The following is a 15,845-nucleotide window of genomic DNA, read 5'->3' on the forward strand; positions in this document are numbered from 1 at the left end:
CGTTACCGGGTGCCGACCGGGTCCTGGTGGCCGACAACGGTCAGCCCCGGTTCGGGCAGGCGGCGGCCCAGCAGCCAGGCCGCGGCGGGCAGCAGTGCCAGCAGGGCCAGGGTGAGCTGCAACGAGGTGGCCTCGGCGAGCAGGCCGAGCAGCGGGGCGAACGCGCCGCCCGCGCTGACCGCCAGACCGAGGGTGACGCCGCTGGCGGTGCCGATCCGGTTCGGCAGGTAGTCCTGGCCCAGCGTGACGTGCAGTGAGAACGGCACCGACAGGGCCAGCGCGGTGGCCGCGATGGAGGCGTACAGCGCCGGACCCGGCACCAGCGCGATCCCGGCCACCGCCGGAACCGCTGCGGCGTAGGCGATCCGCAGCACCCGCACCCGGCCCCAGTGGCGGGCCAGCCTGCCGCCGAGCACCGTGCCTGCCGCGCCACCGGCGTAGAGCACGGTCAGCGCGGCCGCGCTCGCCGTCGGGTCTGCGGACACCCGCTGGAGCACGAACAGGCCGAGGAAGGTGCTCAGGCCGAGGTAGCCGATGGAGCGGAGCACGACGATGGCGGACAGGGTGCGGAAGGCGGGCCAGTTGTCCTTGCCCGGCTTGGTGGTGCGGTGGCCGGGCGCGGGGGAGTGCTTGCCCAGCAACGGAAGTGTGGCCAGCAATCCGATCGCGGTGAGCACCAGCAGCAGCGGGGTGGCCCGCAGGCCGCCGATGGCCAGCACCGGGGCGGCCAGGATCGGGGCGAGGGCGAAGCCGATGTTGCCGCCGACGGAGAAGGTGCTCATGCCGACCGGGTCGCCGCCGGTGATCGCGCGGGCCAGCCGGGCCGCCTCCGGGTGGTAGGCGGCCACGCCCAGCCCGCTCAGCGCGACCGCGGCGAAGGTCAGCGGGTAGCTCTGCACCAGCCCGGCCAGCGCGATGCCGAGCCCGGCCAGCACCAGGCCGGCCGGGGCCAGCCAGGGCAGCGGGCGCCGGTCGGTCCACAGCCCGAACAGCGGCTGCACCACCGAGGACAGCAGGCTCGCGGCCAGCGCCAGCCCGGCGACCGCGACGTAGCCGTAACCGCGTTCGGCGACCAGGAACGGCACCAGCACCGGTACCGCGCCCTGGAACAGGTCAACGCTGCCGTGCCCGGCCGCGAGCAACAGCGTGGGCACGCGTGGTGAGTTCTGCATGGCATCAAGCCTGATCCGCGCGGGATCGGCGTGCTTCCGATAAGCTGCCAGACAATGTCGAAATCCCGCCACATGCCGGTGGCGCCGACCACACACCGGGAACTGGCCGCGGGGTCGGGCATCGACCCGCACCGGCACGACGACAACCAGATCCACTACGCCGCCACCGGGGTGCTCGCGGTGACCACGGACGCCGGTCGCTGGCTGGCCCCGGCCACCAAGGCGCTGTGGGTGCCAGCCGGGGTGACCCACGAGCACCGGGCGTACGGGCGGATCGAGCTGCACCTGATCGGCCTGCCGGTCACCCAGAACCCGCTGGGGCTGACCCAGCCCGCGGTGCTCGCGGTCGGGCCGCTGCTGCGCGAGGTGATCATCGCCTACACCGCGATGACCGGGGACACCCCGGAGCGGCGGCGGCTGCTGGCGGTGCTGCTGGACCAGCTCCGGCGCTCGCCGCAGGAGCCGATCCGGCTGCCTGCCGCGCGGGATGCCCGGCTGGCCGCGGTGTGCGCGCGGCTGCACGCCGACCCGGCGGACGGGCGCACGCTGGGTGAGTTCGGCGCGGAGATCGGGGCCAGTGAGCGCACGCTGTCCCGGTTGTGCCGGGCGGAGCTGGGCATGTCCTTCCCGCAGTGGCGGACCCAGCTGCGGTTGCAGCACGCGCTGATGCTGCTGGCCGAGGACCTGCCGGTGACCACGGTGGCGCACCGCTGCGGCTGGGCCACCCCGAGCGCGTTCATCGACGTCTTCCGCCGCGCCTTCGGGCACACGCCCGGTCGCGGCTGACCTACCGGCCGTCCAGGCGGGCCACCCGCGCCAGGGTGGACCGGGCCTCGGTGACCAGGTTCTCGATCAGCTCGGCGCAGGTGGGCAGGTCCTCGAGCAGGCCGACCACCTGTCCCGAGGCGAGCACCCCGGCGGCGGTGTCGCCCTGGACCAGCCCGGCCCGCAACAACATCGGCGTGTTCGCGGCCATGACGGTCTGCGCCCAGCTGAGCTTCTTGTTGTGGCGCAAGGCGATGCCGTCGCGGAACAGGGTGCGCCAGCTCTGGCCGGTCAGCCTGCGGAACCGGCGCGCGTTGCCCAGCGCCCGGACCAGTCCGCGCAGGTTTCCGTGGTGCTCCAAGCGGTTGACCAGGTCGGTGCGCAGCACCCGGTGCGGCAGGCCGTCGACCTTGTGCGTCACCACGGTGCCGTTGAGGTCGTGCGCCAGGTACTGGCGTTTCACCGCCGCCGGCACCGGGCTCTCCTGGGTGAGCAGGAACCGGGTGCCCATCGCGATGCCCGCCGCGCCGTAGCACAGCGCCGCGGCCAGGCCCCGGCCGTCGAAGAAGCCGCCGGCGGCGATCACCGGGATGTCCACCGCGTCCACCACCGCGGGCAGCAGCAGGGTGGTGGCGACGCCGCCGGTGTGGCCGCCGCCCTCGTTGCCCTGCACCAGCACCGCATCCGCGCCCCAGCCCGCGACCTTGCGCGCGTGCCGGGCCGCGCCGACCGAGGGGATCACCACGACCCCGGCCTGCTTGAGCTTGGCGATCAGCTCGGGTTTCGGTGCCAGCGCGAAGGAAGCGACCCGAACCTGCTCCTGGATCAGCAGCTCCACCCGTTGCTCGGCGTCGTGCGCGTCGGCGCGCAGGTTGACCCCGAACGGCTGCTCCGTGCGGGCGCGGGTCTCCCGGATCGCGTGCGCCAGCTCGGAGTAGGTCATGGTGGCCGAGGCCAGGATGCCCAGGCCGCCCGCGTTCGCGGTGGCCGACACCAGCCGCGGTCCGGCCACCCAGCCCATGCCGGTCTGCATCACCGGATACCGCACACCGGTCAGCCGGGTCAGCGCGGTGTCCATCACGGCACCTCGCGGTCGCGCCGGGCCTGCGGGTCGAGCTGCCGGATCAGCGTGAGCTCCTGTTCCTCCGGTTGGCGGGTCTCGGTGACCTCACTGGTGTCCAGGGGAAACCCGGTCTGTGCCAGCACTTCCTCGACGGTGACGCCGGGGTGGACCGAGCGCAGCCGCAGGGTGCCGCCGGGGCCGGTGAGGTCGAGCACGGCGAGGTTGGTGACCACCCGGTGCAGGTCGTGGAAGCGGCCGGGATCGCGGTTGGTGCCGACACCGGAGACCACGTCCACCTCGGGCACGAACACCCTGGCGCTGTGCCGGGGCACCCAGTAGCTGGTGCGGTGGTTGACCGTGTTGCCGGGCGCGCCGCGCACGCCGAGCAGTTGCCGGACGGGTCGTTCGTGCGGGCCGATGCAGGAGATGTTCTGGTTGCCGTGCCGGTCCAGCTGGTTGGCGCCCATCACCACGTGCCTGCGGCCGTGCGCGACCACGTCGAAGACCTGGCGGTAGGGCAGCCAGCCCTCGGCGGGCGCTGACTCGCCGAGGGCCGGCGCCTCGGCGAGCAGGGTCGCCTCGCCGTCGCTGAGCAGCAGGTCGGGGACGGTGGTGCGGCGGGCCAGGCGGGCGCCCAGGGTGGGGATCAGGCCCATCGGGCTGGCCAGGATCTCGCCGTCGTGGCAGAACAGGTCGGCGCAGGCGGCCACGCACACCTCGGCCCTGGTCGCGGTCATCTCAGACCTCCCGCAGGTAGCTGTCCACAAAGGACTCCCAGGTCTGTTCCCGTGCCGCGGTCGCGTAGGCGCGCTGGGCCTGCTCGTCGCGGTCGTAGTCCGGCACGCAGCTGGTGAAGCCCGCGCCGCCAGGGGCCTCGATGACGCCGTCGACCATCATCCGGTTGAGCAGCAACCCTTGTGGCGGTCCGGCGGCCACCAGGGCCGCGGTGTCCACGACCTGCTCGCAGGAGACGTAGCGGCGGGCGGCGGCCAGGCAGAACAGGTCGTCGAAGTAGGGGTCGGGGCCGAGGTAGCGGGCGTTGCCGTGCGGGTCGGCCAGGTTGAGGTGCACCAGCGCGGCGTCCAGGGGCAGTGCGGGCATGGCGAGCAGTTCCTCGCCGGTGTAAGGACATTCGACCAGGCGCAGGTCCGGGTTGAGGCGGAGCACGTCGGAGGCCAGGCCCGCGCGGATCGGCAGGAACGGCAGCCGGTGCCCCGCCGCGCGCAGCCCGGTCTGCAGCATGCCTTCGTCCACTTCGGACACTTCGAGGCCGCCGCGCTGGCGGACCTGCTGGAACCACGGGTCGTAGGGGATGGAGTCCAGCGAGACGAACCCGTAGACCGCCCTGCGCACCTTGCCCGCCGCGCACAGCATGCCCAGGTCGGGGCCGCCGTAGGCGACCACGGTCAGGTCGCGCAGTGGGGACCGCAGGATCGCCTTGACCAGCGCCATCGGTTTGCGGCGCGACCCCCAGCCGCCGATCCCGACGGTCATCCCGTCGGCCAGCTCACCGACCACCTGATCGGCGGTCATCCGCTTGTCCCGCACAGTGATCCTCCCGTTCAGCCGCGGTCCAGGAAGGCGGCGCGGGCCTCGTCCGCGGCCCCGGTCAGGTTCAGCTCGAAGGTGAAGCCCTGCTCGTAGCGGTAGCTGCGGTGCACCGGCTGCGGGTCGATCCCGTTGATCGCCTCCTTGGCCCGCCGGATCACCCGCGGATCCTTGGCCGCGATCTCCCGCGCCACCACCAGCGCCGCCTCGTCCAGCTCCGCCCGCGGCACCACCCGGTACACCGAACCGTGCTGCCGCAACGCGTGCGCGTCGATCCGCGCCGCGGTGAAGTACAGCGCCCGCATCAGGTGCTGCGGCACCAGCCGCGCCAGGTGCGTCGCCGCCCCCAGCGCGCCACGGTCCACCTCCGGCAGCCCGAAGCTGGCATCCTCGGCCGCCACCACGATGTCCGCGTTGCCCACCAACCCGATCCCACCGCCAAGGCAGAACCCCTGCACCGCCACCACCACCGGCACCGGGCAGTCGTACACCGCGCTGAACGCGGCCGCGCACCCCCGGTTCACCCCGATGATCGCCGCCCGGTCCGGATCGGCCTGGAGCTCCTTGAGATCCACCCCCGCGCAGAACCCGCGCCCCTCCGCGCGCAACACCACCACATGCGTCGCCGGGTCCCGCCCCGCCTCGGCAATGGTGTCGGCCAGGTCCTGCCACGCCCGCGCGGGCAACGCGTTGACCGGCGGAAAGTCCAGTGTCACAACGGATATCGAGGTCTCGGCCGCGTTCCGGGTGATGCCCATGGCGCCTTCTTCCAAACCTAGCGATTGCTTGGTACGTTAACAGCAAGCCCGGCGCCCGGCCTACCCCCGGAGGTGGCGCGGTGGACCTGTCCCTAGCTGGCCGAGTAGTCCTGATCACCGGCGGAGTGCGCGGTGTCGGCGCCGGAATAACCCGAGCGTTCCTGTCCGCGGGAGCCCAGGTGGTCACCTGCGCCCGCCGCCCACCCGATCGGCCGATCCAGGAAGCGGGCCGGACACCCGAACACCTGCCCTGTGACGTCCGCGACCCAGCCCAGGTGGAGACCCTCATCGACTCCATCACCCGCCAGCACGGCCGCCTGGACGTCCTGGTCAACAACGCCGGCGGCGCTCCGTTCGCGATGGCCGCGGACGCCTCGCCCCGGTTCCACGCCAAGGTGGTCGAGTTGAACCTGTTGGCCCCTCTGCTCGTATCCCAGGCCGCCAACCGGGTGATGCAGGATCAGGACGGTGGGGGCACGATCGTGATGGTGAGCAGCGTCAGCGGCAGGCGAGCCAGCCCCGGAACAGCGGCCTACGGCGCGGCGAAGGCAGGCATCGACAACCTCACCGCCACCCTGGCCGTCGAGTGGGCCCCCAAGGTCAGGGTGAACGCCCTGGCCGTCGGCATGGTCCGCACCGAGCTGTCCCACCTGCACTACGGCGACGAGGCCGGTATCGCCGCCGTCGGCCGCACAGTGCCGCTGGGCCGTCTGGCCGACCCAGCGGAAATCGGTTCCTGCGCGGTATTCCTGGCCTCCCCCCTGGCGTCCTACGTCAGCGGCGCTACGCTCCCGGTGCACGGCGGAGGTGAGTCCCCGGCCTTCCTGTCGGCAAGCACCTCCCGGGAGGTTCCATGACCCCGCTGTGCCACAACCGCGTCGTCATCGTCACCGGCGCGGGCAGAGGGCTCGGCCGAGCGCATGCCCTGGCCTTCGCCCAGGCAGGAGCCAGGGTCGTGGTCAACGACGCCGGCGTGACCCTCAACGGCCTGGGCGCCAACACCGGCCCAGCCCACCAGGTGGTCAAGGAGATCACCGCCATGGGCGGCCAAGCGGTGGCCAACACCGAGGACATCGCCGACTGGCAAGGCGCCCTGCGCCTCATCCGCGCCGCCGTGGAATCCTTCGGCCAACTGGACGTCCTGGTGAACAACGCGGGCTTCCTACGAGACCGAATGCTGGTCAACATGGAAGAACACGAGTGGGACGCGGTGATCCGAGTCCACCTCAAAGGCCACATGGCCCCCCTGCGCCACGCCGCCGCCTACTGGCGCTCCGAACACCGAGCAGGCCGACCCATCGCCGCCAGGGTCATCAACACCAGTTCCGGCGCAGGTTTACTGGGCAGCGTCGGCCAGGGCAACTACTCGGCCGCCAAGGCGGGCATCGCGGGCCTCACCACGGTCGCGGCAGCGGAACTGGCCCGGTACGGGGTGACGGTGAACGCGATCGCCCCCGCCGCGAGGACCCGGATGACGGAACTGGCCTTCGCGGAAACCATGGCCGCGCCAACGGAAGCGGAGTTCGACGCGATGGCACCGGAGAACGTGTCACCGCTGGTGGTGTGGCTGGGGAGCGAGGCGTCGGGGGAGGTGACGGGCCGGATGTTCGAGGTGGAGGGCGGCCGGATCGGGGTCGCGGACGGGTGGCGGCACGGACCGTTCATCGACCGGGGCTCGCGGTGGCCGGTGGAGGAAGTGGGGGAGGCGGTGCAGCGACTGTTGGCGGCGAGTCCCGCGCCCGCGCCGGTTTATGGGACTTGAACCGGCACGGCGACGGCTAAGGCGACAGCCGCAACAACGACCACGACCGCAGGGCGAAGCCCGCGAACCAGCAGCCGGGGTGGCTTTTCAAACGTCCACCGAGTCTTGAGGTTCCCCATGCCCGTCAACCTGGAGAGATCACACCGCATCCCAGCCCACGGACGTTCACAGCAACCGCCGCCAAGGCCACGCAACGCGAGGGCGGCCGTGGGCTGGGATGTGGTTTGATTTCGGAGGGTTGACGGGCATGGGGAACCTCAAGACCTGCCTGCGTCTCTGCTTTTGATTTCCCCCCCATGCTTTGATTCCTGCCCGTCCGGCGAGGACGCTCTTGATCTTTCTTTTCAACCCGAAGATCAAAAGAATGTCCTCGCCGGACGGGCAGACCACCGGAGGGTGGGACAAGTCAAAAGCCGGAGATGAGCAGGTTGCGGGGCGGGGCAGGCTGCCGACTCAAGACCCAGCGTGCTCGCGACCCTCTCGTCTTCTCCGCACGACCTTCCGACAGCGAACCACATCCCACCGAGCAGCCGCCGTCACGTTCCGAGGCTTTGGCGGCGGCGCCTGTGAGCGTCTGCTCGGCGGGATGCGGTGCGCGGTCTCCAGGCCGTACGGAGAAGACGAGAGGCCCGCTTTGTGGGTTTTCACCCCGAGCTTGTTCGGCTATCCGATGCGTTCCAGGATCGTCCCCGTAGCCATCGCCCCACCCGCGCACATCGTGATCATCGCCGTGCTCCCATCCCGTCGTTCCAACTCATGCAGCGCCGAGGTCAGCAACCGCGCCCCGGTGCTCCCCACCGGATGCCCCAGCGCGATCGCCCCGCCGTTGACGTTCAACCGGTCCTCGGCCTCGCCATACACGCTCAGCCACGACAACGGCACCGCCGCGAAGGCCTCGTTCACCTCCACCAGGTCGACATCCGCCAACCGCATACCGCTACCACTCAACAACCGTTCGGTCGCCCGGATTGGGCCGTCCAGGTGGTAATAGGTCTCCGCCCCCACCAAGCACTGTGACCGGATCCGAGCCCGTCCCGGCACCCCCAGTTCCGCGGCCCGCCCCGCATCCATGATCAGTACCGCCGCAGCCCCGTCGGAGATCTGCGACGCGGTAGCCGCCGTGTGCAACCCGTCCGGCAACACCGCCTTCAACCCAGCCAGTCCCTCCAAGCTCGTCTCCCGCAACCCCTGATCCCGTTGCACCGTCTCGGATCCCACCGCCACGGGAACCAGTTCCCGCTCGAAGTGCCCCGCGTCCCAAGCGTTCCGCGCCAACACCTGTGACCTGACTCCGAACTCATCCAGGTCTCGACGGGACAACCCTCGCCGCACCGCGATCCGTTCCGCCGCCTCGAACTGGTTCGGCAGGTCGATCTTCCATGACTCCGGCCTGGGCATACCGGTGTCGCCGGTCATGTTGCTGCGCAACGGGACTCGGCTCATGGACTCGACTCCGCAGGCGATTCCCGCGGTGATCGTGCCTGCCGCGATCTGGGCCGCCACCAGGTGGGCCGCGTGCTGTGCTGAACCGCACTGGGCGTCCAGGGTGAAGCAGCCTGTTGACTCCGGCAGGCCCGCGTGCAGCCAGGCGTTGCGGGCGATGTTGCCTGCTTGTTCTCTGGCCTGGGTCACGCATCCCGCGGCTACCTGCTCGACCTCGGCCGGGGGCACCGCAGCCCGGGTCAACAGGTCGCGCAGTGCGGTGCCCAGTAGTTCCGCCGCGTGCAGCCCGGACAGCCAGCCGCCTCTGCGGCCGATCGGGGTGCGGACGGCGCCGACGATGACGGGGTCGCCCATGGGACTCCTCGGGTGGATCAGTAGCGGTTTGTATGAGTAGAACACGTTTCATTGAGGTTGGTAAGACTCAGTGAACACCCTTCACTCATGGGCTGGCGCGTGTTTGAATCCAGTAGAACCTGTTCCACATTGCTGTGCGAGCATGGAGGGTAGCGATGGCTTTGCCCCAACTTCCCCAGGGGTTTGACTTCACCGACCCCGATGTGTACGCGCAGCGGCTGCCCATCGAGGAGTTCGCCGAGCTGCGGCGCACCGCCCCGGTGTTCTGGAACGCGAAACCGCCGCGGCGGGACGGGTTCGACGACGAGGGTTACTGGGTGGTGAGCAGGCACGCCGATGTGAAGCGGGTGTCGCTGGACAGCCGGCTGTTCTCCAGTTACGCCAACACCGCGATCATCCGGTTCGGCTCGGACATCACCAAGGAGCAGCTGGACGTGCAGCGGCTCATCATGCTCAACCAGGACCCGCCCGAGCACACGAAACTGCGCGGCATCGTCTCCCGTGGCTTCTCGGTGCGGGCCATCGCCGGGCTGCGGGATGCCCTGGACGCCCGCGCGCGGCGGATCGTGGAGTCCGCGCGCACCGGCGGGGTGGGCGACTTCGTCACCGACATCGCCTGCGAGCTTCCGTTGCAGGCCATCGCCGAACTGCTCGGCGTGCCGCAGGAGGACCGGCGGAAGATCTTCGACTGGTCCAACGAGATGATCGGCTACGACGACCCGGAGTTCCAGACCGACTCGGCCATGGCCGCCGCGCAGCTGCTCGCCTACTCGATGAACATGGCCGAGGAACGCAAGAAGTGCCCGATGCCCGACATCGTGACCAAGCTGGTCCAGGCCGATGTGGACGGTGACTCGCTCTCCGCGGACGAGTTCGGCTTCTTCGTGATCCTGTTGGCGGTGGCCGGGAACGAGACCACTCGCAACGCGATCACGCACGGCATGATGGCCTTCCTGGACAACCCCGATCAGTGGGAGCTGTACAAGGCCGAGCGCCCCAAGACCACCGCGGATGAGATCGTGCGCTGGGCGACCCCGGTGGTCTCCTTCCAGCGCACCGCCACCGCCGACACCGAGATCGGCGGCGTGGCGGTCAAGGCGGGGGACCGGGTCGGCATGTTCTACAGCTCGGCCAACTTCGACGAGGAGGTCTTCACCGAGCCGGAGCGCTTCGACATCACCCGCGATCCCAACCCGCACCTGGGTTTCGGCGGCAGCGGCGCGCACTTCTGCCTCGGCGCCAGCCTGGCCCGGCTGGAGATCGACCTCATCTTCAACGCCATCGCCGACCACCTGCCGGACATCCGCAAGGCCGGTGAACCCCGGCGGCTGCGCTCCGGCTGGCTCAACGGCATCAAGGAGTTCCCGGTCGCCTACTGAACCGGTGCCGAAGAATGCCCCCGATCCGGGGACAACACGGAAACGCCCACTCCCGCTACGCTGGGTGAGGAGGAGGTGGTCCCGTGCGCCGGGTCCTGCTGGCCGCGCTGCTGCTGCTCACCAGCGCCTGCATGCCGGCCGAGGACAACTCCGAGATCGGCAAGTACAACCTGCGCGAGGACTACCGCACCGGACCGCGCGAGGGCGTCGCGGCGCTGGGCCGCACCTTCGGCTCATTGGACGAACTGCTCGACTTCTTCCACGCCGCGGCCAAGCACTGCGACAAGGCGAAGGCCAAGCGCGGCGGCGCGGAGCTGATCAAGTTCCACCTGGCCAAGGACATGCCGCCGCTGCTCGGCGAGGTCGCGGTCTGCGACCAGGGCTTCGGCGACATCCTCGGCATGGTCAAACCGGGCCGGGAACGGGACCTCCAGCTGTCTTACCAGCGGGACCTGCGCCGCGACTCCGCGCTGTGGTACCGGTCAACGCACCGGTTGATGCTGGGCAACGGGTTCTTCCTGTTCAACGTCACCGGCTCGGACTCCATCGGCCCCGAGGTCTACGGCTTCCGCTACCTGCGCTGCGACACCGAGGCCAGTGTCTCCAGCGTCCGCACCGAGTTCCCCGCCGACGTGCCGGGCTGCTTCCTGCTCTCCAGGATGTACGGCGATGGCACGTAACGGAATCCTGCTCGCCGCCCTGCTCGCGGTGACCCTCACCGGCGGGTGCACCCGGTTGATCAGCCTGGGGCAGAAGATGGACGCGGCCGAGGACAAACCGGTGATCACCCAGGTGCCCAACATCTGCAAGGTGCTGACCACCAACCCGGAGACCACGGGGATCGTCGGCACCGTGCACCCGCCGCGCCAGAACGACGCCGACCCGATCGGGCGGCACGAGTGCACCTGGCCGGCGGGTGTGAACCCGCTGGGCGCGGAGATCCGGGTGACCGTCGCGCTCGGCGAGGAGCGGGCCGAGGCCAGTGCCAGGGAGTCCTTCTCCGACTTCGTGCGCAGGCGCACCGACAAGGACCGCGCCTTCGGGCTGGTCCGCTACGGCGACTTCGCCTGCGTGCAGTCCTGGAACCCGCCGGATGTGGTGCACCTGGGCATCATGAAGGAGGGCAACGTGCTCACCGTGGTGTCCATCCAGACCAGGGACACCGTTGCCCCGCAACGACTTCGCGCGCTGGCCGCGGACGTGCGCGGCCCGGTGCGCACCCTGCTACGGGTGATCGACACCGCGATCAACCGGCCGCACACGGTGTTCCGGGATCCCTCCGGCGACATCCCGAAACCGCCGACCGCGCAACAGCGGGACGCGCAGCCGGACTGGAACGACCGGCGGTGCAAGGAAAAGCTCGCACCGCCGGTCTTCAACCTCTAAGCGGCCAGCGAGCTGCGCAGCGCGTCGACCAGCCGGGCCGAGTTGGCGCCCTCGCCGGTCGGGCCGCTGTGGATCTTGTTCATCACGTAGGCGAAGCCGATCTCGTGGTGCACGTCGCCGAAGGCCACCGAGCCGCCGTAGCCGCTGTGGCCGAAGGAGTCCGGGCCGAGCAGGGCCGTCGTCGGCGCCACGCCGGGCGCGGGCTGCCCGGAGATGTAGCCCAGCGCCCACGCGCTGGGCACCTGCAGGAGCTGGTCGGGGCCGCTGGTCTGCACGGTCCGCGCCCGGTCCACGGTTTCCGGGGTCAGCAGGCGGAGCCCGTCCACCTCGCCGACGGTGCTGGCGTACAGCTTGGCGAAGGAGTCCGCGGTGCCGACCGCGCCGACCGCGGGCACCTCGGCGGCGCGCAGGTCGCGGCTGTTGGCCGGGATCGGTTCGGTGGTCACGATCAGCGCGCGCATGGTCATCGAGTTCAGGTCGCTGAAGATGGCCTGCATCTTGGCGATCTCCGGCGGCAGCTCCTGGCCGGGCGCCGGTTCCGGCATCGGGTCGGGTTCGATGATCTTGGCCACCCGTGGTTCCTGCTCCTCGGGCAGGCCGATCCACAGGTCCAGGCCCAGTGGCCTGGCCACCTCCTCGGCCAGGACGGCGCCGATGGTGCGGCCGGTGGCGCGGCGGATGACCTCGCCGACCAGCCAGCCATAGGTGAGGCCGTGGTAGCCGTGCGCGGTGCCGGGCTCCCAGTTCGGCGCCTGCGCGGCCAGCATCTCCACGATCGGATCCCATTCCCGCAGCCAGGACAGCGGGAACCGCTCGGGCGGCACGGCCAGCCCGGCCTGGTGGGAGAGCAGCCAGCGCACCGGGATGTCCTGCTTGCCCTCGGCGGCGAACTCCGGCCAGTACTTGGCCACCGGCGCGTCCAGGTCCAGCACCCCGCGCTGCGCCAACAGGTGCGCGACGGTGGCGGTGACGCCCTTGGTGGTGGAGAACACCAGCTGAAGGGTGTCCTGCGACCACTCCCGCCCGGTCTCCACGTCGGCCACGCCGCCCCACAGGTCGACGATCTTCTCCCCGCGCCGATAGACGGTGACCGCGGCGCCGATGTCGCCGCCGGTGCTGAAGTTGGTTGCGAAGGCATCGCGCACCGGCTCGAAGCCCGGTGCCACCGTGCCGTGGATCTGGGTCACGCCCACCCCCAAGGTGATCTGCGAACGCATGTTGTCATGCGACTGCATCATATCGAAGGTGGGCGTGCCTCATCCTGACGGTCTGCTGACGGTGGCCAGCGCCCGGTCGAACTCCCAGTAGGCCCGCAGCGAGGTCAGCAAGCCGTCCTCGCCGACCCGGTAGACGAACACGCCCTCGGTGTCGATCCTGGCGCCATCAGCGGCGATGGCCGAGATGGTGCCGATGTTGGCCACCTCGTCCCCGGCGGCGAAGGAGTCGGTGATGGCGAACTCCATCCGGGCCATCTGCCTGATGGTGAGGTCCCAGAACGCCCCGATGGCCGCCCTGCCGTGATGGCCCTTGCCGGTCGGGTCGAAGATCGACGGGCCGACCGGGTCCCGCACCACGGCGTCCTGCGCCCACAGCGCGAGCCAGCCCTCCTTGTCCCCGGCGGCGACCGCGGTCATCGAGCGGATCGAGGCGGCCCGCGCCGGGTGCTCGCCGTCGGGGGCGGTCCAGGTGACCGTCATCCAGCGCTCCTCACACTTTGGCGATGATCGTCTCGGCGAACTTGCGCATCGAGTCCTGTTTCGCGTCCAGGGGTCCGTCGAAGGGCACCCCGTCGAAGACCCAGGGCATCACGATCGCGTCGGTGACCCCGATCGCGGCCTGCTCCCGGTAACCCTCCAGGCCGAACCGGTCCACGCAGACCGCTTGGATCTCAAAGGGTTCCTCGGCCCGCCCGTAGGCCGCGCGCAGCTCGGTGAGCCGTTCGATGGTGGTCTTCAGGTCGGCGAAGCCCATCATCGCCGAGGTCCAGCCGTCGCCGGCCCTGGCGGCCCTGCGCAGGCCGGGTCCGCTGTGTCCGCCGACGTAGATCGGCACCGGTTTGCTCGGCGCGGGACTCATCCGCAGCTTGCCGAACTGGTAGTGCTCGCCGTGGAACTCCACCATGCCGCCGCCCAGGATCAGCCGCAGCACCTCGATCGCCTCGTCCGCGCGCGGTCCTCTGTCCGAATAGGACGTTCCGCACCAGGCGAACTCCTCCGGCGACCAGCCCAGCCCGACGCCGAGGCCGAACCGGTTGCCGGTGAGCACGGCCACCGAGCCGACCTGTCTGGCCAGCAGCACCGGGTTGCGCGAACCGAGCTTGAGCACCTGGGTGTAGAAGCCGATCCGGGAGGTGACCGCGCCCATCGCGGCGGCGGCCACCATCGGGTCGGCCCACGGGGTGTCCTCGTGCCAGAACCGGCTGCCGTCTGGGGTGTAGGGGTAGTCGGCGGAGACCTGTTCGGAGAAGAACAGCGAGTCCGGCAGCGCGATGTTGGCGAACCCGCACTCCTCCGCGGTGCGCGCCAGCTCCGGCAGCTGCTCCAGTGGGCTCATCGCCACCGCGCAGGTGAACTTCACCGCTGCTCTCCCTTGATCGCGTTGGCCAGGAACAGATCCAGGCACCGCTCGGCGTTGGCGGTGATGGTCAGCGACGGGTTGGCCAGGCAGGTGGAGCCGGGCAGCAGCGCCCCGTCCACGCAGTACAGGCCGGGATATCCCTTGACCTGCCCGGAGAACTCGGTGGCCTGCCCCATCACCAGGCCGCCCAGCGGGTGGTAGGTGTTGCGCGCGCCCAGGCCGTGCGCGGTGCCGCGGTCGTAGTTGGGCAACCCGTTGAACAGGAAGCCCTTCTTGCCCTCGGTCTCCCACCACAACCGGGTGGCCAGGTCGCGACCCGCTTTCTCACCGAGGGTTTCCATCACGCCGTAGGGCCAGTAGACCTTGCCGCCGCCGGTGGCCGGGTCGTAGCGCACCTCGCCCCGCTCCGGGGTGACCGAGGTGATCAGGTGTGTGGTGCTGGCCTGGTTGAGGATGTTGGGCACCGGCGCGGCCTCCCAGGCCATCGAGGTCGGCGCGAACGGGTTGGCCTCGTCGAAGAACTTGACGTTGCCCGGCCCGCCCTGGTCGAAGCCGACGTCCTTGCGCAGGCTCATCCGCAGCACCAGGAAGTCGCCGTTGTTGCCCCAGCCCTTGCCGGTGGCCTCGTTCAGCTTGGGCAGCCAGCCCTTGGCCCTGGCGGTGACCAGCAGCCCGGAGGAGTACACCGAACCGGCGGCCAGGAACAGGTAGTCGGCGTCCATCTTCTTGGTGGACAGCACATCCCCGTTGTCGTTGGTCAGCTTGACCACGACCTCGTACCGCCCGGCCACCGCGCGGATCTCGGTGACCTCGTGCTGGGCCAGGATGGTCACGTTGCCGGTGGCGGTGGCCCGCGCCAGGTAGGTGCGGTCCACGCTGTTCTTCGCGCCGGAGTTGCTGCCGAAGGGTCCCTCGCCGATGCTGTGGCAGGCGACCCGTTTGCCCGCCAGCTCCTCGCGGATGGCGTTCCAGTCCACCGCGAACGGGATCGGCACCGGCTCCTTGCCGAACTCGGCCAGGTACGCAAGCCACGCCCGCGCGCCCCGGTACTGCGGGTGCGCCTGCACGTCGGCGGGGAGGTAGCCGATCTTGAGGTTCTCCCTGGCGCGCGGCCAGTAGGTGCGGTCCATCTCGTCGAAGGGCAGCTGGCTGGGGTAGACCTTGTCCCACTCGGCGCGGCGCGGCTGCGGCATGTACAGCCCGATCACCAGCGATCCGCCGCCCACGCCGGAACCGCTGAGCACCCGGATGCCCTCGCCCTCGTGGGTGGCGATCAGCCCGGCCTTGCGCTCGATCTTCTTGTTGATGTCCAGGCCCAGCGGCGGCCGGTCGTTGAACCAGGCGCACCGCCAGTCCGGGCTCTTGATGGTGCAGAAGGTGTCCCCGCTGGGTTTGACCTCCCAGCGCCGTCCGCGCTCCAGCACCGTGGTGCGCACACCCGCCTGACCGAGCCGCAGCGCGGCGACCGCCCCGCTGAACCCGCTGCCCACCACGATCGCGGTCTTCCCGGCCAGCGCGGGCACCTCGCCGTAGGCGGCGAGCGCGCCGAAGCGGCCGAGCGCGCCCGAGGCCACCGCGGCCCCGGCGCCGACCGCCGCCACCTTGAACAGGGTCCGTCGTCGTACGGGTGTGCCCATT

16 protein-coding genes are annotated in these 15,845 nt (G+C 70.5%); 6 read left to right on the forward strand and 10 right to left on the reverse strand.

Features of this window, described 5'->3' with window-relative positions; all coding sequences use genetic code 11:
- Nucleotides 1-2: 2 nt before the first annotated feature.
- On the reverse strand, nucleotides 3-1,172 hold the full coding sequence (locus N8J89_RS13105) for an MFS transporter (RefSeq protein ID WP_283664615.1): 1,170 nt from the start codon (nucleotides 1,170-1,172) through the stop codon (nucleotides 3-5).
- Between the two features lie 54 nt (nucleotides 1,173-1,226).
- Between N8J89_RS13105 and N8J89_RS13110 the strand changes: the two genes are divergently transcribed.
- Nucleotides 1,227-1,958, forward strand: a complete 732-nt coding sequence (locus N8J89_RS13110; protein WP_283664616.1) for an AraC family transcriptional regulator — start codon at nucleotides 1,227-1,229, stop codon at nucleotides 1,956-1,958.
- Between the two features lies 1 nt (nucleotide 1,959).
- Here N8J89_RS13110 and N8J89_RS13115 read toward each other — a convergent pair whose 3' ends face one another.
- From N8J89_RS13115 to N8J89_RS13130, 4 genes are read right to left on the reverse strand one after another with little or no spacing between them, the layout of a single operon-like run.
- Entirely contained in the window at nucleotides 1,960-3,015 is a 1,056-nt protein-coding gene (locus N8J89_RS13115) for an NAD(P)H-dependent flavin oxidoreductase (RefSeq protein ID WP_283664617.1), read from the reverse strand.
- On the reverse strand, nucleotides 3,015-3,737 hold the full coding sequence (locus N8J89_RS13120; protein ID WP_283664618.1) for a CoA-transferase subunit beta: 723 nt from the start codon (nucleotides 3,735-3,737) through the stop codon (nucleotides 3,015-3,017). The genes N8J89_RS13115 and N8J89_RS13120 overlap by 1 nt, the downstream gene beginning before the upstream one ends.
- Nucleotide 3,738: 1 nt before the next feature.
- Nucleotides 3,739-4,548, reverse strand: a complete 810-nt coding sequence (locus N8J89_RS13125) for a CoA transferase subunit A (protein ID WP_283664619.1) — start codon at nucleotides 4,546-4,548, stop codon at nucleotides 3,739-3,741.
- A 14-nt stretch (nucleotides 4,549-4,562) separates the two neighbouring features.
- Entirely contained in the window at nucleotides 4,563-5,306 is a 744-nt protein-coding gene (locus tag N8J89_RS13130) for an enoyl-CoA hydratase family protein (protein ID WP_283664620.1), read from the reverse strand.
- 80 nt (nucleotides 5,307-5,386) lie between these two features.
- Here N8J89_RS13130 and N8J89_RS13135 point away from each other — a divergent pair, with 80 nt between their 5' ends.
- Together N8J89_RS13135 and N8J89_RS13140 are read left to right on the forward strand one after the other, a co-directional pair.
- On the forward strand, nucleotides 5,387-6,163 hold the full coding sequence (locus N8J89_RS13135; protein WP_283664621.1) for an SDR family oxidoreductase: 777 nt from the start codon (nucleotides 5,387-5,389) through the stop codon (nucleotides 6,161-6,163).
- Nucleotides 6,160-7,068: an SDR family oxidoreductase gene (locus N8J89_RS13140; RefSeq protein WP_283664622.1), complete on the forward strand. Its 909-nt coding sequence runs from the start codon at nucleotides 6,160-6,162 to the stop codon at nucleotides 7,066-7,068. Before N8J89_RS13135 ends, N8J89_RS13140 begins: the two co-directional genes overlap by 4 nt.
- A gap of 663 nt (nucleotides 7,069-7,731) precedes the next feature.
- Here the strand turns inward: N8J89_RS13140 and N8J89_RS13145 are convergent.
- Nucleotides 7,732-8,865, reverse strand: coding sequence for a steroid 3-ketoacyl-CoA thiolase (locus N8J89_RS13145; RefSeq protein ID WP_283664623.1), 1,134 nt, complete (start codon nucleotides 8,863-8,865; stop codon nucleotides 7,732-7,734).
- Nucleotides 8,866-9,020: 155 nt separating this feature from the next.
- Here N8J89_RS13145 and N8J89_RS13150 point away from each other — a divergent pair, with 155 nt between their 5' ends.
- From N8J89_RS13150 to N8J89_RS13160, 3 genes are all read left to right on the forward strand, one after another.
- Nucleotides 9,021-10,244 (forward strand): cytochrome P450, encoded by a 1,224-nt coding sequence (locus N8J89_RS13150; RefSeq protein WP_283664624.1) that lies wholly within the window; start codon nucleotides 9,021-9,023, stop codon nucleotides 10,242-10,244.
- 83 nt (nucleotides 10,245-10,327) lie between these two features.
- Nucleotides 10,328-10,924, forward strand: a complete 597-nt coding sequence (locus N8J89_RS13155; RefSeq protein WP_283664625.1) for a hypothetical protein — start codon at nucleotides 10,328-10,330, stop codon at nucleotides 10,922-10,924.
- Entirely contained in the window at nucleotides 10,914-11,630 is a 717-nt protein-coding gene (locus N8J89_RS13160; protein WP_283664626.1) for a hypothetical protein, read from the forward strand. The genes N8J89_RS13155 and N8J89_RS13160 overlap by 11 nt, the downstream gene beginning before the upstream one ends.
- Here N8J89_RS13160 and N8J89_RS13165 read toward each other — a convergent pair.
- Genes N8J89_RS13165 through N8J89_RS13180 form a run of 4 tightly spaced genes read right to left on the reverse strand, consistent with a single transcriptional unit; the run spans nucleotide 11,627 to nucleotide 15,844 of the window.
- Nucleotides 11,627-12,847, reverse strand: a complete 1,221-nt coding sequence (locus N8J89_RS13165; RefSeq protein ID WP_283664627.1) for a serine hydrolase domain-containing protein — start codon at nucleotides 12,845-12,847, stop codon at nucleotides 11,627-11,629. The two genes, N8J89_RS13160 and N8J89_RS13165, sit on opposite strands and share 4 nt — an antisense overlap.
- A 39-nt stretch (nucleotides 12,848-12,886) precedes the next feature.
- Nucleotides 12,887-13,327: a nuclear transport factor 2 family protein gene (locus N8J89_RS13170; RefSeq protein ID WP_283664628.1), complete on the reverse strand. Its 441-nt coding sequence runs from the start codon at nucleotides 13,325-13,327 to the stop codon at nucleotides 12,887-12,889.
- 10 nt (nucleotides 13,328-13,337) lie between these two features.
- On the reverse strand, nucleotides 13,338-14,207 hold the full coding sequence (locus N8J89_RS13175) for a TIGR03619 family F420-dependent LLM class oxidoreductase (protein WP_283664629.1): 870 nt from the start codon (nucleotides 14,205-14,207) through the stop codon (nucleotides 13,338-13,340).
- Complete coding sequence (locus N8J89_RS13180; RefSeq protein ID WP_283664630.1) at nucleotides 14,204-15,844, reverse strand: GMC family oxidoreductase N-terminal domain-containing protein; 1,641 nt, start codon at nucleotides 15,842-15,844, stop codon at nucleotides 14,204-14,206. Before N8J89_RS13180 ends, N8J89_RS13175 begins: the two co-directional genes overlap by 4 nt.
- Between the last annotated feature and the right edge of the window lies 1 nt (nucleotide 15,845).

The organism is Crossiella sp. CA-258035 (genome assembly GCF_030064675.1).
Taxonomy (GTDB): Bacteria; Actinomycetota; Actinomycetes; order Mycobacteriales; family Pseudonocardiaceae; genus Crossiella.